We start from the raw sequence: 20,629 nt of genomic DNA, 5'->3' as shown, positions 1-20,629 counted from the left end.
CTGCGGCAGGCATCGATTGTCGCCGCTGCTGCGGCGCTAAGCTGCCTGGATCTTGCTGTCGAATCCGGCGGCGCAGGCGTTGCTGCCCGGCGCTTCGAGCGCAGCGGCGTGGTTGACCTGCAGCGACGACGGCACGCCGTTCTTCACCGCCGTCATCTCGGCCAGGATCGAAATGGCGATCTCGGATGGCGTCTTGCTGCCGATGTACAGGCCAACCGGCCCATGCAGCCGTTGCAGTTGCGCTTCGGTCAGGTCGAACTGCAGCAGCCGCTCGCGCCGTTTCGCGTTGTTGGCGCGCGAGCCGATCGCGCCGACGTAGAACGCTTCGGATTTCAGTGCTTCCATCAAGGCCAGGTCGTCCAGCTTCGGGTCGTGGGTCAGCGCGATCACGGCGCTGCGCCGGTCCAGCTGCATGTCGATGACCAGGTCGTCCGGCATCGCGTGTACCAGGCGCACGTCGGGCAGTGTCCAGCCGGCGCGGTATTCCTCGCGCGGGTCGCAGACGGTGACGTGGTAATCCATCGCGGTGGCGATCTGCGCGACGAAGCGCGACAGTTGCCCGGCGCCGATGATCAGCAGCCGCCAGCGCGGGCCATGCTGGGTGATCAGTGCGTCGTCCGTACGGGTCAGCACGTTGCCGGCGACGGCCCGGTCGAGCCGCACGGCGCCGGTGCGCAGGTCGAGGCGCCGCTCCACCAGCTGGTGCTGTTCCAGCCGGTCGAGCAGCTCGGCGATGCGGCTTGCCGCCGACAGCGGTTCGAGGGCCAGTTCGATGGTGCCGCCGCACGGCAGTCCGAAGCGGTGCGCTTCGTCGGCGGTGATGCCGTAGCTGACGATTTCCGGCAGTTCGCGGGTGATGCCTTCGCGCCGCACGCGGTCGATCAGGTCATCCTCGATGCAGCCGCCGGAAACGGAACCGACGACGCGGCCGTCGTCGCAGATGGCGAGCGTGGCGCCGACCGGGCGCGGGCTCGAGCCCCACGTGCGGATCACGGTGACGAGTTCGCAGCGGTGTCCGGCCGCGATCCACGCGGCACTGGTCTTGAGTACTTCGAGATCGATACTGTCCATGGCCGGACTATACTACGGCGCGGTTTTTGCCGCCGGCGCCATTGCTGCCTTCTTCTTGCCGCAAACGGCGTTCATCGCCGCGTCGTAGCGGCTGCCCGCCGCCACCTGCTCGGCATCGAAGGCTTCGAACTTGTAGGTGCCGACCGCCTCGCCCTTCGCCATCGCCTCGGGGAAGAAGGTCTGCGATTGCAGCGTCACGCTGCGCTCGGTGCAGTCGTACAGGTGCAGCGCCTTGACGGACAGGTACTGCTTGCCGTCCGGCGCGGTTTGCGGCTTGCCGAACGATTCGAGCGTCCAGGCGCGGCGCCCGCCGTCGTCCTTCCTGATCGACGCCTTGTCGATGTACACCCGGCTGTCCTTCGTGCTGCCGGCCTTTGTCCACGTCGCGGCGTGCGCCGGCGCGGGCAATGCACACAACATGCACAACATGCACAGCATGCCCAGCACCGGCGCGGTAGCACGCGGCATCACGGCACCAGCGGCTTCCTGGCCGCCTGCTTGGCCTTGATGTCGGCCGCCACCCTGTCGATAGCGGCCAGCCTGGGCGCCAGGTTCGGATGCACCGCCATGTAGCCGTTCGGAACCGATGCCGGATACTGCGCCGCCAGGCGCTGCCAGAACGCCTTGTAGCGCTCGATGCCGTAACCGGCGCGGGCCAGCATGTACAGCGCCAGCGTATCCGCCGCCACTTCCAGGTTGGCCGCCAGCGGCTTGACGTTGCCGGTGCCTGCCAGTTGCGTCTGGTCAGGCTGCACGCGCGTGACGTTGTCGATGATGGCTGACACGGCGGCCGTATTGCGCGCCACCGCGGCGTGGCCCAGCACGTTGTGGGCGATGTCCTTGGCCAGCACGTAGGCGATCGCTTCGTCGCCGGCGGCGAAATTGATCATGCCGCGCGTGACGGCGATACGGCCGCCGTCCGCATAGGAATTCACGTTGTCGGCATTGCCCAGGTCCACACGCATCGCGCAGGCGCGCGTGACGGGCACTTTCAGCACCTGCGTCCTGCCATCGCGGCCGATCGTCATCGACAGTTGCGTGCGGCCCGAAACCAGTGGCGCGAATACCCCGGAGGCGGCCGTTTCGGCACCCTGGCCGGTGGGCAGCGCCTTGCCCTCGGCGGCCACCAGCAGGTCGCCCTTGCGCAGGCCGGCGCGTGCCGCACCGCTGCCGGCCAGCACGCCGGAAACGCGCAGCGCATCGTCGTAACCCAGCACGGCGGCCGCGGCATCCGCGTACTCGCCCGGGTAAGACCATTTGTTCTTTGCCGTGAAGCCCAGCAGGCCGCGTGCCGCGGTGCGGCACAGGTCGACGTTATTGATCAGCAGCGGCGCGGCGACGCGGTACAGGCGGTCCTGCTGGGTGACCATGGTGTCCAGCGCCGCGCGCGCGGCCTGCATGCGCGGCGTGACGGGCGTCGCTTCGTCGGCTTGCGCCGGCTGGACGGGGGCGGTGGAACGGGGCGAGGAAGCCGGCGGCGTCGCGCAGGCCGACAGCAGCAGGGCTGTCGCTATCGACGCCAGCAGCATGCCGGGCCGCGCGAGTGGGAATGAAGAGGGGTGCGAAGTTGCGCTGACGGTTGCGACGGTTCCTGCCATATTTCCTTCCTGGTTATGCTTAATGCTTGCCGGTGCTGCCGAAGCCTCCTTCGCCCCGTTCGCTGGCACCGAATTCCTCCACCACGTTGAAGCCCACCTGCAGCACGGGCACGACGATCAGCTGGGCCAGGCGTTCCATTGCTTGCAGCGTGAAAGCATTCTGGCCCCGGTTCCACGTCGAGACCATCAGCTGGCCCTGGTAGTCGGAGTCGATCAAGCCTACCAGATTCCCCAGAACAATGCCGTTCTTGTGGCCCATGCCGCTGCGCGGCAGGATCATTGCCGCATAGCCGGGATCGGCGATATGGATGGCCAGGCCGGTGGGTACCAGCACGGTCTGGCCAGGATCGATCGTCAGCGGTGCGTCGATGCAGGCGCGCAGGTCGAGGCCGGCGCTGCCGGGCGTGGCGTAGGCCGGCATCAGGTCGTGCATGCGCGGGTCGAGGATTTTTACGTCGATGGTTTTCATGTTATTGGAACAGCGAGTGCTTGCTAGTGCGTTTCGAGATTTCGGAGATCAGCTGGCGTGCCAGCGTCAGTTTCGGTGCCTGCGGCAGGATCGTGTGGCCATGCTCGTCGAACAGCACGATCGTGTTGTCGTCCTGGCCGAAGGTGTGGTGGCCGATGTTGCCGACCAGGAGAGGAATGCCCTTGCGCTCGCGCTTGGCCGAGCCATATTCGAGCAGGTTCTCCGATTCGGCGGCAAAGCCCACGCAGTAAGGGTGGCCGGCCAGCGTCGTGCGTGCGGCGATGGTGGCGAGGATGTCCGGATTCTGCTCGAACTGCAGCTCGGGGCCTTTCGCGCCTGCCGCGCCGCCTTCGGTCTTCTTGACCTTCTGCGTGCTGGGATTGACTACCCGCCAGTCCGCCACCGCGGCCACCGCGATGAATATGTGCTGGCCGTCGATCGTGCGGTTTACCGCATCCATCATCTGCTGCGCGCTTTGCACGTCGATGCGGGTGACGCCATGGGGTGTCGGCAGCGCGGTCGGCCCGGAGACCAGCGTGACCTCGGCGCCGGCTTCGCGCGCGGCGCGCGCCACCGCGTAGCCCATCTTCCCGGACGACAGGTTGGTGATGCCGCGCACCGGGTCGATCGCCTCGAACGTGGGGCCGGCCGTGATCAGGATGCGCTTGCCGGCCATGAGCTTCGGCTGGAACGCCGCCACGATCTCTTCGAGCAGCTGTTCGGCTTCGAGCATGCGGCCCATGCCCACTTCGCCGCAAGCCTGTTCGCCCGCCGCCGGGCCGAGGATGCGGATGCCGTCTTCGCGCAACTGCGCGGCATTGCGCATGGTGGCGGGGTTGGTCCACATCTCCACGTTCATCGCCGGCGCCACCAGCAGCGGGACGTGGCGCGGGCGGGCCACGCACATCGTCGACAGCAGGTCGTCGCAGGCGCCGTGCGCCAGCTTGCGAATGAAGTCGGCGGAGCAGGGCGCGATGACGATCGCGTCGGCATTGCGCGTGACATCGATGTGCGCCATGTTGTTGCCGACCCGCGCGTCCCACTGGTCCGTGTAGACGGGCTTGCCGGACAGCGCCTGCATCGTCACCGGCGTGATGAAATGGGTGGCCGCATCGGTCATCACGACCTGCACCGAGGCGCCTTCCTTCGTCAGTGCGCGGCACAGTTCCGCCGCCTTGTAGCATGCCACCCCGCCGGACAGGCCGAGGACGATCTTCTTGCCGGTCAGTTCCATGCTGCTGCTCCCTTGCCTGGATGGATGTGCGTCACTTGTTCACGCGCCGCAGTTCGTCGAGGACGAGCAGCGCGGCACCGATGCAGATCGCCGTGTCGGCCACGTTGAAGGCCGGGAAATGGCCGATGCCGCGCCAGTGGAAATCGAGGAAGTCGATCACGTGGCCATGCACCAGGCGGTCGATCACGTTGCCGACGGCGCCGCCCAGGATCAGCGCCATCGACCAGCAGAACAGCCTCTGGGCCGCGTGCTTCTTCAGCAGGTAGACGATGAACAGCGCCGCGCCGATGCCGATCGCGGTGAAGAAATAGCGTTGCCAGCCGCCCTGGTCGGACAGGAAGCTGAAGGCCGCGCCCTTGTTATATGCCAGCACCAGGTTGAAGAAACTGGTGACGTACAGCTCCTCGCCATAGGCGAACAGCTTTTCGATGGTGATCTTGGTCAGCTGGTCGACCAGGATGATGATGGCGGCGATGCCGAGCCACGGTGCCATGCCGCCGCCGGAAGGTTTGCTGGAGAAGGTTTTCTTGGATTTTGCCATTGGTCTTGTCGGGTCCGTGGTACCGGCTGAAATATTCCAGAAAAACCGGTGACAGGCTCCGGTTCTTAAGAAATGTTTCAAATTAATTGGAGCCTGTCACCGGTTGTCAGTTGTGCGGCGAGCGCCAGATCCGTTCCAGGAAAACCGGTGACAGGCACCATTTTTCTTGAAATGTTTCAGGAAAATAGGTGCCTGTCACCGGTTTTGGGGTATGGATCAGGCGTAGCGGCGGGTTTCGCCGGCGCCGAACAGGTTGCTGTGGCAGCGGCCGCACAGCGTGGGGTGCTCGGCGTGCGCGCCCACGTCGGCGCGGTAGTGCCAGCAGCGTTCGCATTTTTCCGCGGTCGAGGCGGCCACCGTCACCGCTTCGTCGGCTTCGTTCGCCACTTCGACGGCTTGCGCCAGCGACGTGATGAAGACGAATTTCAGATCGTCGTCCAGGCTGGCCAGGGCACGGAACTTGTCGCCGGCCGCCTTGATTTCCAGTTCGGCCTGCAGCGACGAGCCGATTGCGCCGGAGGTGCGCAGGTCTTCCAGCTGCTTGGTGACCTCCGCGCGCACCGACAGGATCGTCGCGTACTTGGCCAGCAGGGTTTCGGCATCCGCCACGGCCGGCAGTTGCCAGAAGGTCTGCGTATAGATCGTCTCGTCGCTGGCGGTGAATTGCTCGCCGGCGGCAAACACGGCCCAGGCTTCCTCTACGGTGAACGGCAGCACCGGCGCCAGCATGCGCAGCAGGCTTTGCGTGATGTGCCACAGCGCGGTCTGCGCCGAGCGGCGTGCCGTCGAATCGACGGCCGTCGTGTACAGGCGGTCCTTCAGGATGTCGAGGTAGAAGCCGCCCAGGTCTTCCGAGCAGTAGTTCTGCAGCTTCGACACGACCGGATGGAATTCATATTGCTCGTAGTGCTTTTCCACCGTGGCCTGCAGCACGGCCAGGTTGGCCAGCGCGTAGCGGTCCGTTTCGAGCAGCTCCGCCATCGGCACGGCGTTCGCCTTCGGATCGAAGTCGGACGTATTGGCCAGCAGGAAGCGCAGCGTATTGCGCAGGCGGCGGTACGATTCGGTCACGCGCTTGAGGATCTCGTCCGAGATCGACAGCTCGCCGGTGTAGTCGGTCGAGGCGACCCACAGGCGCAGGATGTCGGCGCCCAGCGTGTCGGAGATCTTTTGCGGCGCCAGCGTATTGCCCAGCGACTTCGACATCTTCTTGCCTTCGCCGTCGACGGTGAAGCCGTGCGTCAGCAGCGCCTTGTACGGCGGGCGGCCATTGAGCATCGACGACGTCAGCAGCGACGAGTGGAACCAGCCGCGGTGCTGGTCCGAGCCTTCCAGGTACAGGTCGGCCGGGAAGTGCGACTGTTCGGCATGCGAGCCGCGCAGCACCGTCTGGTGCGTGATGCCGGAATCGAACCACACGTCCAGCGTGTCCTTGTTCTTCACGTAGTTCGCCGCGTCGTCGCCCAGGATTTCCTGCGGGTCGAGCGCGAGCCAGGCGTCGATGCCGCCCTTCTGGATGCGCTGCGCCACCTGTTCCAGCAGCTCCGGCGTGCGCGGGTGCAGCTCGCCGGTTTCCTTGTGCACGAAGAAGGCCATCGGCACGCCCCATTGGCGCTGGCGCGACAGCGTCCAGTCCGGGCGGTTGGCGATCATGCCGTGCAGGCGCGCCTTGCCCCAGTCGGGGAAGAACTGCGTCTCGGCGATGCCTTCCAGCGCCGTCTCGCGCAAGGTCGAGCCGCCGTCGATCGGCTGCACGTCCATGCCGGCGAACCATTGCGACGTGGCGCGGTAGACGATCGGCGTCTTGTGGCGCCAGCAGTGCATGTAGCTGTGGTCGAACATCTTCAGTTCGAACAGCGCGCCCGCTTCGCGCAGCGCCTCGCAGATCGGCTTGGACGCTTCCCAGATCGTCAGGCCGCCGAACAGCGGCAGCGTCGACACGTATTTGCCGTCGCCCATCACCGGGGTCAGGATCTCGTCATCCTTCATGCCATGCTGGCGGCACGACACGAAGTCTTCCAGGCCATAGGCCGGCGCGGAGTGCACGATGCCGGTGCCGGAATCGGTCGTCACGTAGTCGGCCAGGTAGACCGGCGAGTAGCGGTCGTAGAACGCATCGCGCGCGTGCAGCGGGTGCTTGAAGCGGATGTTCTCCAGCTTCGCGCCGACCGTGGTGGCGATGACCTTGCCTTCGAGCTTGTAGCGCTGCAGTGCCGCCTCGACCAGGTCCTGGGCCAGGATCAGCAGCAGCGGCGATGGTGCGCCATCGGCGTCGCGCGACGTTTCCACCAGCGCGTAGGTCACTTCCGGGTGCACGTTCAGCGCCTGGTTCGACGGGATCGTCCATGGCGTGGTGGTCCAGATGTTGACGAAACCGGTCTGCGTCGGCAAAGCCGGCAGGCCGAATGCCGCAGCGATCTTGTCGTGCTCCGCAAACGGGAAGCCCACGTCGATCGCCGGATCGCGCTTGTCCTGGTATTCCACTTCCGCTTCGGCCAGTGCCGAGCCGCAGTCGAAGCACCAGTTCACCGGCTTCAGTCCGCGGTACACGTAGCCCTTTTCCAGCAGCTTGCCCAGCGCGCGCAGCTCGTCGGCCTCGTTACCGTAGGCCATGGTCAGGTAGGGGTTGTCCCACTCGCCCAGCACGCCCAGGCGGATGAAGCCGGCGCGCTGGCGGTCGATCTGCTCGAGCGCATAGGCGCGCGCCTTGGTCAGCACTTCGGCGGTCGGCAGGTTCTTGCCGTACAGTTTTTCGATCTGGATCTCGATCGGCATGCCGTGGCAGTCCCAGCCCGGCACATAGGGCGCGTCGAAGCCGGCCATCGTGCGCGACTTGACCACGATGTCCTTCAGGATCTTGTTGACGGCGTGGCCCAGGTGGATATCGCCGTTCGCGTAGGGCGGGCCGTCGTGCAGCACGAATTTCGGGCGGCCCTTGGCGGCCTTGCGGATGCGCTGGTAGACCTTCTTGTCCTGCCATTGCTGGACCCAGTTCGGCTCGCGCTTGGCCAGGTCGCCACGCATCGGGAACGGGGTTTCGGTCATGTTGACCGGGTATTTGCTAGGGGCCTTGCTGTCGGCCTTTTTTGGTTTTTCGGACATGGTGATTCTTTATGGAGTAATTCGGTTCAGTAGCGTCGGGTGAGTGACGGCGCAAGGGAGGCCAGCGCTGCAGGGCAGGTCGCCGGCACTCAAATTCGGTCAGTGGCGGTCATGGCGCCGCTGCGTTCGCGGAAGTATGCCCGCGCCTGTGCGGCGTCGCGGTCGATTGCCTCGGTCAGGGTCGGCAGGTCGACGAACTTTTCCTCGTCGCGGATCTTGTGCAGAAACTCGACTTTGACGCGCTGGCCATACAAACTGGCGGCGAAATCGAAGATGTGCACCTCGAGCAGCACGCGGCCGGCGTCTTCCACCGTCGGGCGCACGCCCAGGCTGGCCACGGCCGGCAGCGGCCCATCGGCGATGCCGTGCACCTGCACGATGAAGATACCGGACAGGGCCGGGCGGTGCGGCACGCGCAGGTTCAGCGTAGGGTAGCCCAGCGTCCGGCCCAGTTTCTGGCCGTGAACCACATGGCCTGAAATCGCATACGGATGGCCCAGCAACTGTTCGGCCTGGGAGAAATCGCCTTCGGCCAGCGCCGAGCGCACCGCGGAACTGGAGATGCGCGTGCTGCCGTTCATTACCGTCGGCAGCGTTTCGACATGGAAGCCGTAGCGCTCGCCCGCTTCCTGCAGCAGCTGCACGTTGCCGGCGCGCCGCGCGCCATAGCAGAAGTCGTCGCCGACCATCAGCCACTTGACGTGCAGGCCGTCGACCAGCACCCGTTCGGTGAACTCCTGCGGGGTAAGGGCGGCGAAGCTGTCGGAGAAATGTTCGACGATGACGCGGTCGATGCCGTTGGCGTCGAGCGAAGCCAGCTTGTCGCGCAGGTTGGCGATGCGCGGCGGCGCCTTTGCCAGGTCTTTCATCTTGTGGGCAAAGAACTCGCGCGGGTGCGGCTCGAACGTCATCACGGCCGCTTCCAGGCCGAGGCGGTTGGCGGCGGTACGGACGTGAGCCAGCAATGCCTGGTGTCCACGGTGGACGCCGTCGAAATTGCCGATCGTGAGGGCGCAGGGCGCACGCGACGCTGCGTTGGGAAGTCCGCGAAATACCTTCATGGAGTTGAAATCTTTTGCCTGAACCAGGGATTATACGGCGGTTTTACAAATTCACATGGGAAATGCCGCAGCGCACGGCCCGGACGCGCCAAAGCAAAAAAGCGCCGCCTGCAAGCAGGACGGCGCTTCTGATGCGAAAGTGGTGCGGATTACGCGGACACTTTCGGATTGTTGATGTACAGCGTCCAGTAGCGCGCCAGGTCGGATTCGCCGGCGGTGCCCTTGACGCTCTTCAGTGCCGTCAGCGCCTGCTGCTTCTTGCCGGCGTTGAACAGCGCGATGCCATAGTGCAGCTTCATCTCTTCCGGACGGCGTGCCGTGCCGAACGTCATCGCCTGGTCCATCAGCGCGATGCCTTCGCTGGCCTTGCCCGCGGAAACCATCGCATAACCCATGTTGAACAGGCCGTCGGCATCCTTTTCCTTGATCAGGGTAGCCTGATGCGTCGCCTGGGCGGCGGTATTGTCGGCCAGGGTCTTGTTGGCCAGGTCTTTCAGGCGCTGGTGACGGGCCGCGTCGGTACCGGTGCCCAGTGCGCCTTTCTTGTAGCCCTCGTCGATGATCTTGATCGCTTCAGGTGCATTGCCGGCTTGCAGTGCCAGCTGGGCCATTTCCATGTACTCGGAAGGCTTGGTCAGCTGGCCCATGGTCAGGCGCAGGCGCATCAGGTCCAGGCCCAGCGTGCGCGAGAAGCCCGGCTTGCCCTGCACGCGGTTCAGCAGGTCGGCCCAGTAGCTGGCTTTCGGGTAGCTGCCGGCCAGTTTTTCGATGGTCTGCACGTAGCCGGCCTTGTCGTTCTGCTTCAGCTGGATGTTGGCCAGCATCTGCAGGCTTTCCTCGGACTGCTTGCCCGACTTGAGCGCGGCGGCGGCTTCGTTGTAGCGGCCGCTGATGAAGTAGGTCTGCGTCAGCAGCTGCTGCATCGTGGTGTTGTTCGGGTTGTCCTTCAGCACGCCCTGGATCGCCGTGATCGCTTTCGGATAATCCTTGGCGCGGTAGTACATGCCGGCCAGGCCTTCCTGAAACTTGCCTTTTTCGGAAGCCGACAGGCGGCCCGAAGCGATCAGGGTTTCAAATGCCCTGATAGCGGTCGGCGTATCGCCGGCGGTGGAGGCGGCGGCGGCGCGCACGCGCTCGATCTGGTATTTCTCGAATTCGGTCTTGTTGCCGACGGCATCGGCATCCTTCAGCTTGGCCACGGCTTCGCGGGCCTTGCCGCTGCCGAGCAGGCGCTGCGCTTCCTGCAATGGTTTGCCCACTTCGGCACGGACCGTATCGGCAGCATGGGCAGCGGACACCAGGCCAGCCATGGGAGCTGCAGCGGTAAAGCCGACGGCGGCCATTACCAGGCCGAGATGGGCGAGACGGAACTTGGACATAAGCGAGGTATCTTTCATCAAAAAACAAGAATAGGCAGGATAACCTGCCTATCGTGGAAAATAAAGAGCCGTACTCCTGAGTTTCAAAAGTTACCCGTACTTACAAAAATCGCGGTACCGAAGTACCGCGATCTTTTTTTGCCGGAATCGAAACTGTCCAGGTAAATACTCTTACTGGAACTGCTCGTTGCCGACGAGGCCGATCTTCGTCACGCCCAGGCGCTGGGCCGAAGCCATCACACCTGCAACGGCGTTGTACTCGACCAGCTTGTTGGGACGCAGGTGCACTTCCGGCTGATCAGCCTGTGCCGCCACGTTCATCAGTTTCTGCTCCAGCGTTGCGCGATCCGGAACGGTCTGGCCATCCCACAGGATCGTACCGTCGAAGTCCACGTCGATCGTCACGACCACCGGCTCCACCGTCGATGGCGGCGGCGTACCGACCGGCATGTTCAGGTTCACCGAGTGGTTTGCTTTCGGGATCGTAATAATCAGCATAATGATCAGCACCAGCATCACGTCGATGAGCGGTGTCATGTTCATTTCCATCATTGGTTCCGGATCCGCATTGGGAGCGGCGCTGCCCGAACCGACATTCATACTCATGGGTGTGTTCCTTTTTCAAAGACTGCCCGGCCGGTCGATAACCTGGCCGGCCGGGCAGGGGCCTTACATCTTGTCAGGCGGTTCGGTAATGAAACCAACCTTCTGGATGCCAGCACGCTGGGTCGTGAAGATCACGCGGCCGATCGACTCGTACTTGGCTTCTTTATCGCCACGCACGTGCACTTCGGGTTGCGGCACCTTCACGGCCTCGACCTTCAGAAAATCGAACAACTCATTGGTGTCCGCCATTTTCTTCTGATTCCAGTAGATGTCACCGTCCTTGTTGACGACGATGTTGACATTTTCCGGCTTCGTTTGGATCGCCTGGTTGATCTCCGACGGCAGCGTGATTTTCTGCAGTTTGAGAACGACCGGGCTAGTAATCAGGAAGATGATCAGGAGAACCAACATGATGTCCACGAGGGGCGTCGTGTTGATCTCCGACATTACCTGGTCTTCGCCTCCGCTATCGGAGCCTACGGACATCGACATGGTATTAGCCTACTTTTTTCGCACGAGTAGCGGAGTCAGCGGTGGACATCGCGCCGGAGATCAGCACCGAGTGCACGTCAGCAGCGAAGGTACGCACTTCTTCCATTGCGGACTTGTTACGACGCACCAGCCAGTTGTAGCCCAGAACGGCCGGAACTGCGACTGCCAGACCGAATGCCGTCATGATCAGTGCTTCACCGACTGGACCTGCAACCTTGTCGATCGATGCGTTACCGGTCATGCCGATGGCGGTCAGTGCACCGTAAATACCCCACACCGTACCGAACAGACCGATGAACGGTGCGGTCGAACCCACGGTTGCCAGGAACGACAGGCCATCTTGGAGGCGCGATTGCACTTTGTCCACCGAACGCTGGATCGACATCGTCACCCAGGTCGACAGGTCGATCTGCTCCAGCAGGGCGCCGTCGTGGTGAGCGGAAGCCTTGGTGCCGGTTTCAGCGATGAAGCGGAATGGCGAGCCTTCGGCCAGGGTGCTGGTGCCGGCGGCGATCGACGAAGCCTTCCAGAACTTGGCAGTGGCTTCACGTGCTTGACGCATGATCTTCATCTGGTCCAGCAGCTTGGTGATGATGATGTACCACGAGCCGATCGACATGATCGACATGATGATGATGGTGCCTTTGGCAACAGGGCCGGATTCCCATGCTGCCTTGAAGCCGAATGGGTTTTCCACTTCTTCCGTGGCGCCATGGCCGCCAGCTGCCGGTGCTGCGTCGGCAGCAGGTGCTGCTGCGTCGGCTGCCGGTGCTGCTGCATCGGCTGCTGGTGCTGCTGCCGCATCCGCTGCCGGCGCTGCAGGCGCATCCGCGGCTGCCGGGGCTGGTGCGTCGGCCATGGCCGGCGCGCTCACCAGGGCGGTTGCTGCGGTCACCGAGAACAGCACAGCGGCCAGTACAGCGGACAAACGGGTATTCTTAAACATGCTTCCTCCAAATTGATAAAAGATCAGTTCGCTGAACGTAACGACAACGAATCTTGCTAAATGAGACTTTGTCTCGGGTTATTCCAGCGTCCAGACGTATTGCATTTGCATCCACGCTTGTTCTGGCTTGCCATCGACCATCGTCGGCTTGAACTTGCACTTGCCGATACCATTCACGGCGGCCTTGTCGAGATCCCTGAAACCACTGGATTTCACGATCTTGGAATCAGCCACGCGGCCATCGACTCCGATCAGGAACGACAGGGTTACCGTACCGGTTTCTTCGTTACGCAGCGACGACTTCGGCCATTCCGGTTTCGCGCAGGTGCTGAAGTCAGCCACTGCAGGAATACGTACGGACTGGGCCGGAGGTGCCGGCGGCGCAGGCGGTGCCGGTGGTGCCGGTTTCGCCAGCTCGGTCGTTGCCGGCTTTTGCTGGGTCGTGTTGGCGATCACGTTCTGCTGAGGCGGCGGCTGCTGCACATTCACTTCGACTGGCGGAATGAACGGCGGCGGCGGTGCTTTCATTTCCGGCGGCGGAGGCGGTGGTGGCAGCTCCTTCGGTGGTGGTGGAGCGACCTCTTCGATGATCTTGGTTTCAACCGGCTCGATCATTTTAGTGACGATCCGTTTGCCCATGCCCGACACCATTGCATAACCAGCGACGATGTGCAAAGCAACCACTACCACGATGCCGGTATAGTTCTTTTTGACCTTCCCGTTATCACTAAAATTCATGCCTGCTTTCTCCAATACCTACTCTACTTGAACCCCAAAATAGCGACACAAAGCTACAGCCGCATCCGGGACGTCGGCGAATTATACATACGAATTCTTCATTGTACATAGAATTTTGGGCTCAAAAAACTGGTTAAATTTCATGCCCTTAGCTGCATGTCCGCACCAATCTGGCGTCCGTTCCAGGGCACCGCTGACCATCGCTGTGCAAGCCGCGCAACCAGTGCCATGAAGTTTTCCAAATGCGAAAAAAACAGAATTTTCTGCGCGCTTTCCTCCCTTCGAGCAATGTAAAATTTGGTACCGAAAATTGCAATTTGTTAAAAATGGGAGCGGTACCTTTGTATGTTCAGTATAAGCAATTTACGGCTTCGTAGAACATCCGCGTGCAAAAAAAACAAGCTTGAAAGTTCACTACAGAAAATATAGCGGGACAGCAGCGAAATGTAGGTCCGGTCCAGCCGGTCTGTCAAGGTGGTCAGACCAGTCGCTGGGCTGAAGAGAGGCGAGAATGCCGGCGCGGGGAGATGTGCCGGTGGCTCCCGGAAAGCCGGGTGGAGAACGGTGGCAGACCGGCCGCTGCGAATCACGCGGCATTCACGAAAGAAGGGGAAGCAGGGGCAAGGAATGGCGCCGAAACCGCTGGATACCGGCCGGCATGGAAAAGAACGGCGCTTCCGGCCAGCCAATCGGCTGACCGGGAGCGCCGGCTGAGATGCATGGAAGGAACCGATCAGGCGCGGATCAGGATCAGATCACGCGCCCGCGCTTTTCCCGCTTGCATTCCAGCGTACTGATCAACTTGCCTTCGGGAGAAACGGTATCGAGGTGAACGTCGAAGCCCCATAGCCGCGCGACGTGCTTGAGCACCTCGTGTGCCTGCTGGTTCAGGGGGCGGCGGTTGAACTGGGTGTGCCGCAAGGTCAGCGCACGGTCGTCCCGCGTGTTGACCGACCAGACCTGGATATTCGGTTCGCGATTGCCCAGGTTGTACTGGTCGGCCAGCTGCTGGCGCACGTAACGGTAACCCATTTCATCGTGGATGGCGGAGACCGACAGCTTCTCGTTGCGGTCGTCGTCCAGCACCGCGAAGAAATGAAATTCCCGGATCAGGCGCGGCGACAGGTATTGGGCAATGAAGCTTTCATCCTTGAAGTTGCGCATCGCGAATTGCAGCGTTTGCTTCCAGTCGCTGCCGGCGATGTCCGGGAACCATTCCCGGTCCTCGGCTGTCGGGTTCTCGCAGATGCGGCGAATGTCCGTCATCATCGCGAAACCCAGCGCATATGGATTGATGCCGTTGTAATAGGGGCTGTGCACCGGCGGCTGGTAGACCACGTTGGTATGGCTCTTCAGGAATTCCATCATGAAGCCGTCGCCGATCACGCCTTCGTCATACAGCTGGTTCAGGATGGTGTAGTGCCAGAACGTGGCCCAGCCTTCGTTCATTACCTGGGTTTGCCGCTGCGGGTAGAAGTATTGCGAGATCTTGCGCACGATGCGTACCAGCTCGCGCTGCCATGGTTCCAGCAGCGGCGCGTACTTCTCGATAAAGTACAGCAGGTTTTCCTCGGGCTCGGGCGGGAAGCGGGTGGGTGCATGCGCCACCGTTTCTTCTTCGGCCTTGCGCGGCAACGTGCGCCACAGTTCATTGATCTGCGATTGCAGGTAGGCTTCGCGTTCCTTCTGGCGCCGCTGCTCCTGCGCCAGCGACAGCTTGGCCGGCCGCTTGTAGCGGTCGACGCCATAGTTCTGGATCGCATGGCAGGAATCGAGCAGCAGCTCGACGGCATCGATGCCGTGCCGCTGTTCGCACTCGGCGATGTAGTTCTTGGCGAACACCATGTAATCGATGATCGCTTCCGCATCGGTCCACGTGCGGAACAGGTAATTACCCTTGAAGAAGGAATTATGGCCGTAGGCGGCGTGCGCGATCACCAGCGCCTGCATCGTCAGGCTGTTCTCTTCCATCAGGTAGGCGATGCAGGGATTGCTGTTGATGACGATTTCGTAGGCCAGGCCCATCTGGCCACGCTTGTAGCCTTTTTCGGTGGACAGGAAGTGCTTGCCGAACGACCAGTGGCTGTACGACACGGGCATGCCGACGGACGTGTACGCATCCATCATCTGCTCGGCCGTGATGATCTCCAGCTGGTTCGGGTACGTGTCGAGGCCGAAACTTTCGGCCACGCGCTTGATTTCCTCGTGCGCCTGCTCGATCAGCTCGAATGTCCATTCCGACTGTTCCGGCAGCGCGCGCGGGTGGGGCGGTCGCTTCATCATCTGGTTCATTTATTTGGGCTGCTTCTTGAACAGTTCGCGGAACACCGGGTAGATATCGGCCGGCGTGACTATTTTCTGCATGGCGAAGTGACGGTGGATCTCGGGCACCTGCGCATATTGCTCCCACAAATTCTGTGGCGGACCATCGGTGATTTCCACATAGGTGTAGTACTGCACCTTCGGCATGATCGTGTTGGTCAGCAGCTGGCGGCACAGCACCGAATCGTTATCCCAGTTGTCGCCGTCCGATGCCTGCGCCACGTAGCTGTTCCACTGGCCGGCGCCGTAGCGTTCGTCGATGATCTTGTTCAGCAGGTTCAGCGCCGACGACACCACCGTACCGCCGGACTCGCGCGAGTGGAAAAACTCGTGCTCATCGACCTCGGCCGCCGCCGTGTGGTGGCGGATGAAGACGACCTCGATCTTGTCGTAGACCCGTTTCAGGAACAGGTACAGCAGGATGAAGAAGCGTTTCGCCGTGTCCTTGCGCTGTTCATCCATCGAGCCCGACACGTCCATGATGCAGAACATCACCGCCTGCGTCATCGGCTTGGGAATCTTGATGCGGTTGCTGTAGCGCAGGTCGAACGGGTCGATGTACGGAATCGCCAGCAGCTTGGTGTGCAGGTGATGGATGCGCTTTTTCAGCTCGACGACACGGTAATCGTCCAGCGGCACGTCGGCCAGCAGCAGGGTTTCCAGTTCCAGCTCCGCTTCGGCCAGCGCCTTGCGCGACGGGCCGCCCACGGCGATGCGCCGCCCCAGTGCGCCGCGCAGCGAGCGCAGCACATGGATATTGCTGGGCGTGCCGGACACGGTATAGCCGGCGCGCTGGCTCTTGAAATCGGTGGTGGCGGTCAATTGCGTCTTGACCAGGTTCGGCAGCTCGAGGTCTTCAAAGAAATAATTCATGAATTCTTCGCGCGACAGCTCGAAGATGAAGTCATCCTCGCTGGTCTGGTCGCTGTTGCCTGCCTTGCCGCGGCCGGAACCGCCGCCGCCTTTCGGCCGGGCGATCTGGTCGCCCTTCTGGTATTCCTGGTTGCCGGGATTGACGACTTCCCATACGCCGCCATGGGCATGGCCGAACGAGGGCTCGTTGACATCCTTGACGGGAATCGAGACCTTCTCGCCGTTTTCGATGTCGGTGATCGAACGGCCCTTGATGGCGCGTCCGACCGCGTCCTTGATCTGGGCCTTGTAGCGCCGCAGGAACCGTTCGCGGTTCACCGCGGACTTGTTCTTGCCCTGCAGCCGTCTGTCAATTAGATAACTCAAATCACCCCCCCTGGTGGGGGCTTGTCTGACCTGCTGCGCGTTGCATTTCGGGATCTCCGGTACTCACCGTACTTGAGTACGGTTCCGTTCCTCGACCCGAACTGCTGCCGCTCGCGACGGTCAGACAATCCCCCGAAATGTCCGTAAGGACGGGCTCGAGCGCCGGTGATGCAAGGCAGCGCGAGCTACGTCCTTATTATGGCACCGACAGCCTCAAGACGACTTCCGCACACGCAGATACCACTCGCACAGCAGCCTGACCTGCTTGGCGGTGTAGCCTTTTTCCACCATCCGGGCCACGAAGTCGGCGTGCTTGTTGGCATCTTCGGCACTCGCCTTGGCGTTGAACGAGATCACCGGCAGCAGCTCTTCCGTGTTCGAGAACATCTTCTTCTCGATCACCGTGCGGAATTTCTCGTACGACGTCCAGGCCGGGTTCTTGCCGCCATTGTTGGCGCGGGCGCGCAAGCCGAAGTTCACGATCTCGTTGCGGAAATCCTTCGGATTGCTGATGCCGGCCGGCTTCTCGATCTTTTCCAGCTCGGCGTTCAGCGATTCGCGGTCGAAGCTTTCGCCGGTATCCGGATCGCGGTATTCCTGGTCCTGGATCCAGAAGTCGGCGAACGTCACATAACGGTCGAAGATGTTCTGGCCATATTCGGAATAGCTTTCCAGGTAGGCGGTCTGGATTTCCTTGCCGATGAAGTCCACGTAGCGCTGCGCCAGGTGCTCCTTAATATAGGAGAAGTATTTTTGCTCGGTCTCCGGCGGGAACTGCTCGCGCTCCACCTGCTGCTCGAGCACGTACAACAGGTGCACTGGGTTGGCCGCCACCTCGGTCGAGTCGAAGTTGAACACCTTCGACAGGATCTTGAACGCGAAACGGGTCGACAGGCCGTTCATGCCTTCGTCCACGCCGGCATAGTCGACGTATTCGTGGATCGACTTCGCCTTCGGGTCGGTATCCTTCAGGTTCTCGCCATCGTAGACCAGCATCTTCGAGAAGATCGAGGAGTTTTCCGGTTCCTTCAGGCGCGACAGGATGGCGAACTGCGACATCATGCGCAGCGTGCCCGGCGCGCACGGCGCCTCGGCCAGCGAGGAATTGCGCAGCAGCTTGTCGTAGATCTTCACCTCGTCCGACACGCGCAGGCAATACGGCACCTTGACGATGTAGATCCGGTCCAGGAACGCCTCGTTGTTGCGGTTGTTGCGGAAGCTCTTCCACTCCGATTCGTTCGAGTGGGCCAGCACCACGCCGTCGAACGGGATCGCGCCGAAACCTTCGGTGCCCTTGTAGTTGCCTTCCTGCGTGGCCGTCAGCAGCGGGTGCAGCACCTTGATCGGCGCCTTGAACATCTCCACGAATTCCATCAGGCCCTGGTTCGCCAGGCACAGGCCGCCGGAATAGCTGTAGGCATCCGGATCGTCCTGCGCATAATCCTCGAGCTTGCGGATGTCGACCTTGCCGACCAGCGAAGAGATGTCCTGGTTGTTCTCGTCGCCCGGTTCGGTTTTCGAGATGGCGATCTGCTTCAGGATCGACGGGTAGCGCTTGACGACGCGGAACTGGTTGATGTCGCCGTTATATTCATGCAGCCGCTTCACCGCCCATGGGCTGGGAATGCTGCGCAGGTAGCGGCGCGGAATGCCGTAATCCTCTTCCAGGATCACGCCATCCTCGGCTTCGTTGAACAGGCCGAGCGGCGACTCGTTGACGGGCGAACCCTTCAGGCAATAGAACGGCACCTGTTCCATCAGCGACTTGAGCTTTTCGGCGATCGATGACTTGCCGCCCCCCACCGGACCCAGCAGATACAGGATCTGCTTGCGTTCTTCCAGCCCCTGGGCCGCATGGCGGAAATAGGACACCACCTGCTCGATCACTTCTTCCATGCCGTAGAACTCGCGGAAGGCGGGATAGATCTTGATGACCTTGTTGGCAAAGATGCGTGACAGCCGGGTGTCGTTGCGCGTGTCGACCAGGGTCGGCTCACCGATCGCGGCCAGCATGCGCTCCGCCGCCGAAGCATAGGTCAGGTGATCCTTCTTGCATAACTGGAGATACTCGGAGAGGGACATTTCCTCTTCCTTGGTGCGCTCGTACCGTGCTGCGTAAGTGTCAAAGATCGTCATGTGCGTGTCCTCTGATGTAAACCTACTCGTCACGGAAGTCCGCCATCGCTGCCGCGCCGCCATCCAGGCGGATGCGCGCGGCGGTCATGCAGGGCTTCCCTTACTGTGGTCGGCAGTCGTCGTGCAAGGCTGTCGGCCTGATCCTGGGTGATGCTCCTTGATTGTCAATGAATACCGTCGGCTTCTGTCTGTGGCACGCATTGCGCGCGCCGTGAGCCGAGTTGTTATGCGCCGCGCTGTGGAAGGGTGCCGGCTTGCGAATGTTCGAGTCGAAACTGTTTGCGCCGAAACGCATCTTACGATTGTGAAATTCGCTTGTGGAATCGATTATTGCGCTAATGGTGAGGGAAGTCAAAATATTATCCAACATCCTAAATCTCATCGGTAAAGCCCTGATTCACAAGGGAAAACACGCGCACGCTTGATGCCACTCACAGCTTTGTTGCCAATTTCGTCATGCTTTGCATCACAGTAGCATGGTTGATCAAGCTGTGCTGAACACCATGTAAACCGTGCGCCAGAGCAGGAGCTGAAAAAACATTTCATCTTGCGATAAGATGCGGCTTATCAGCGAACAAAGGACCGTAATGAATACTCAAATCCGCCATATCGTGCAGAACATGCCGAAAGCCGAACTGCACATCCACATCGAGGGTTCGCTGGAACCGGAACTGATTTTCGCGCTTGCGCAACGCAATGGCGTGCAGCTCGCTTATCCGTCCGTCGACGCATTGCGCGCGGCCTATGCATTCCAGGACCTGCAATCGTTCCTGGACATTTACTATGCCGGCGCCAGCGTGCTGTTGAAGGAACAGGATTTCTACGACATGACGGCCGCCTACCTGGAGCGTGCGAAAGCCGACCACGTGCGCCATACCGAGATTTTCTTCGATCCGCAAACGCACACCGCGCGCGGCGTGCCGATCGGCGACGTAATCGACGGCATCCATCGCGCGTGCGCCGACAGCGAGGTGTCCGCCACGCTGATCCTGTGCTTCCTGCGCCACCTGTCCGAAGAAGACGCGCTCGCCACGCTGGAGGCTGCGCTGCCGTACCGCGACAAGTTCATCGGCGTGGGCCTCGATTCGTCCGAGGTCGGCCATCCGCCGGAAAAATTCGCGCGCGTGTTCGCGCGCGCCCGCGAACTGGGCCTGCACCTGGTCGCGCATGCGGGCGAGGAAGGCCCGCCGGAATACATCTGGTCGGCGCTGGACGTGCTGCACGTCGAACGCATCGACCACGGCGTGCGCTGCCTGGAAGATGCCGCGCTGACGCGCCGCCTGGCCGCCGAGAAAATGGCCCTGACGGTGTGCCCGCTGTCGAACATCAAGCTGCGCGTGTTCGACAACATGGGCGAACACAACCTGCTGACCCTGCTCGACGCCGGCCTGGTCGTCACCATCAATTCGGACGATCCGGCTTACTTCGGCGGCTACCTGAACGAGAACTTCCTGGCCGCGTTCGACTCGCTGCCGCTGGGGCTGCAGCATGCGCACGAGCTGGCGAAGAACGGCTTTGCCGCCTCGTTCCTGCCGGCCGCGCAAAAGCAGAAGTTCCTCGACGAAGTGGACGCGTATTTCGCGGCCTTCGACGTCGTTTGATTATCGAAACCGGTCTCGGCACCAGGATGTGTCCGGCACCGGTCCTCATGCGGTTCGGATTCTAGCCACCTACACATCATGTTCCTTCAAGCCC

Annotated in this window: 17 protein-coding genes; 1 reads left to right on the top strand and 16 read right to left on the bottom strand. The window is 61.9% G+C overall.

The window, feature by feature from the left end:
- Nucleotides 1-36 precede the first annotated feature (36 nt).
- From ACY34H_RS25380 to ACY34H_RS25305, 16 genes are all read right to left on the bottom strand, one after another.
- Nucleotides 37-1,071 carry an XdhC family protein gene (locus tag ACY34H_RS25380; protein WP_464980244.1) on the bottom strand — a complete coding sequence of 345 codons (1,035 nt, stop codon included), beginning with the start codon at nucleotides 1,069-1,071 and terminating at the stop codon, nucleotides 37-39.
- A 12-nt stretch (nucleotides 1,072-1,083) separates the two neighbouring features.
- Nucleotides 1,084-1,539, bottom strand: coding sequence for a surface-adhesin E family protein (locus ACY34H_RS25375; RefSeq protein WP_464980243.1), 456 nt, complete (start codon nucleotides 1,537-1,539; stop codon nucleotides 1,084-1,086).
- Complete coding sequence (locus ACY34H_RS25370; RefSeq protein WP_464980242.1) at nucleotides 1,539-2,669, bottom strand: M48 family metalloprotease; 1,131 nt, start codon at nucleotides 2,667-2,669, stop codon at nucleotides 1,539-1,541. Before ACY34H_RS25370 ends, ACY34H_RS25375 begins: the two co-directional genes overlap by 1 nt.
- A 19-nt stretch (nucleotides 2,670-2,688) precedes the next feature.
- Nucleotides 2,689-3,138, bottom strand: a complete 450-nt coding sequence (gene dut, locus ACY34H_RS25365) for a dUTP diphosphatase (protein WP_464980241.1) — start codon at nucleotides 3,136-3,138, stop codon at nucleotides 2,689-2,691.
- 1 nt (nucleotide 3,139) lies between these two features.
- A complete protein-coding gene (coaBC, locus tag ACY34H_RS25360; protein ID WP_464980240.1) occupies nucleotides 3,140-4,372 on the bottom strand; it encodes a bifunctional phosphopantothenoylcysteine decarboxylase/phosphopantothenate--cysteine ligase CoaBC in 1,233 nt (410 codons plus the stop codon).
- Between the two features lie 31 nt (nucleotides 4,373-4,403).
- Nucleotides 4,404-4,913, bottom strand: coding sequence for a signal peptidase II (gene lspA, locus ACY34H_RS25355; RefSeq protein ID WP_464980239.1), 510 nt, complete (start codon nucleotides 4,911-4,913; stop codon nucleotides 4,404-4,406).
- Nucleotides 4,914-5,129: 216 nt separating this feature from the next.
- Nucleotides 5,130-8,015 (bottom strand): isoleucine--tRNA ligase, encoded by a 2,886-nt coding sequence (ileS, locus tag ACY34H_RS25350; RefSeq protein ID WP_464980238.1) that lies wholly within the window; start codon nucleotides 8,013-8,015, stop codon nucleotides 5,130-5,132.
- 89 nt (nucleotides 8,016-8,104) lie between these two features.
- Nucleotides 8,105-9,076, bottom strand: coding sequence for a bifunctional riboflavin kinase/FAD synthetase (locus ACY34H_RS25345; RefSeq protein WP_464980237.1), 972 nt, complete (start codon nucleotides 9,074-9,076; stop codon nucleotides 8,105-8,107).
- Between the two features lie 149 nt (nucleotides 9,077-9,225).
- Nucleotides 9,226-10,455 (bottom strand): tetratricopeptide repeat protein, encoded by a 1,230-nt coding sequence (locus tag ACY34H_RS25340; RefSeq protein WP_464980236.1) that lies wholly within the window; start codon nucleotides 10,453-10,455, stop codon nucleotides 9,226-9,228.
- Between the two features lie 171 nt (nucleotides 10,456-10,626).
- Nucleotides 10,627-11,061: an ExbD/TolR family protein gene (locus ACY34H_RS25335; RefSeq protein WP_464980235.1), complete on the bottom strand. Its 435-nt coding sequence runs from the start codon at nucleotides 11,059-11,061 to the stop codon at nucleotides 10,627-10,629.
- 63 nt (nucleotides 11,062-11,124) lie between these two features.
- On the bottom strand, nucleotides 11,125-11,553 hold the full coding sequence (locus tag ACY34H_RS25330) for an ExbD/TolR family protein (RefSeq protein WP_130187905.1): 429 nt from the start codon (nucleotides 11,551-11,553) through the stop codon (nucleotides 11,125-11,127).
- Nucleotides 11,554-11,557: 4 nt separating this feature from the next.
- Nucleotides 11,558-12,499 carry a MotA/TolQ/ExbB proton channel family protein gene (locus ACY34H_RS25325; RefSeq protein WP_464980234.1) on the bottom strand — a complete coding sequence of 314 codons (942 nt, stop codon included), beginning with the start codon at nucleotides 12,497-12,499 and terminating at the stop codon, nucleotides 11,558-11,560.
- 78 nt (nucleotides 12,500-12,577) lie between these two features.
- A complete protein-coding gene (locus tag ACY34H_RS25320; RefSeq protein WP_464980269.1) occupies nucleotides 12,578-13,237 on the bottom strand; it encodes an energy transducer TonB in 660 nt (219 codons plus the stop codon).
- A 750-nt stretch (nucleotides 13,238-13,987) separates the two neighbouring features.
- Nucleotides 13,988-15,529: a SpoVR family protein gene (locus tag ACY34H_RS25315; RefSeq protein WP_464980233.1), complete on the bottom strand. Its 1,542-nt coding sequence runs from the start codon at nucleotides 15,527-15,529 to the stop codon at nucleotides 13,988-13,990.
- Nucleotides 15,530-16,798, bottom strand: a complete 1,269-nt coding sequence (locus ACY34H_RS25310) for a YeaH/YhbH family protein (protein WP_464980232.1) — start codon at nucleotides 16,796-16,798, stop codon at nucleotides 15,530-15,532.
- Between the two features lie 213 nt (nucleotides 16,799-17,011).
- Nucleotides 17,012-18,934, bottom strand: coding sequence for a PrkA family serine protein kinase (locus ACY34H_RS25305; RefSeq protein ID WP_464980231.1), 1,923 nt, complete (start codon nucleotides 18,932-18,934; stop codon nucleotides 17,012-17,014).
- Nucleotides 18,935-19,521: 587 nt separating this feature from the next.
- Here ACY34H_RS25305 and ACY34H_RS25300 point away from each other — a divergent pair.
- Nucleotides 19,522-20,535 carry an adenosine deaminase gene (locus ACY34H_RS25300; protein ID WP_464980230.1) on the top strand — a complete coding sequence of 338 codons (1,014 nt, stop codon included), beginning with the start codon at nucleotides 19,522-19,524 and terminating at the stop codon, nucleotides 20,533-20,535.
- Nucleotides 20,536-20,629 lie beyond the last annotated feature (94 nt).

The sequence above is a fragment of the Pseudoduganella sp. jia 9 genome (assembly GCF_055502615.1).
This window is presented reverse-complemented; position numbering and strand designations above follow the sequence as displayed.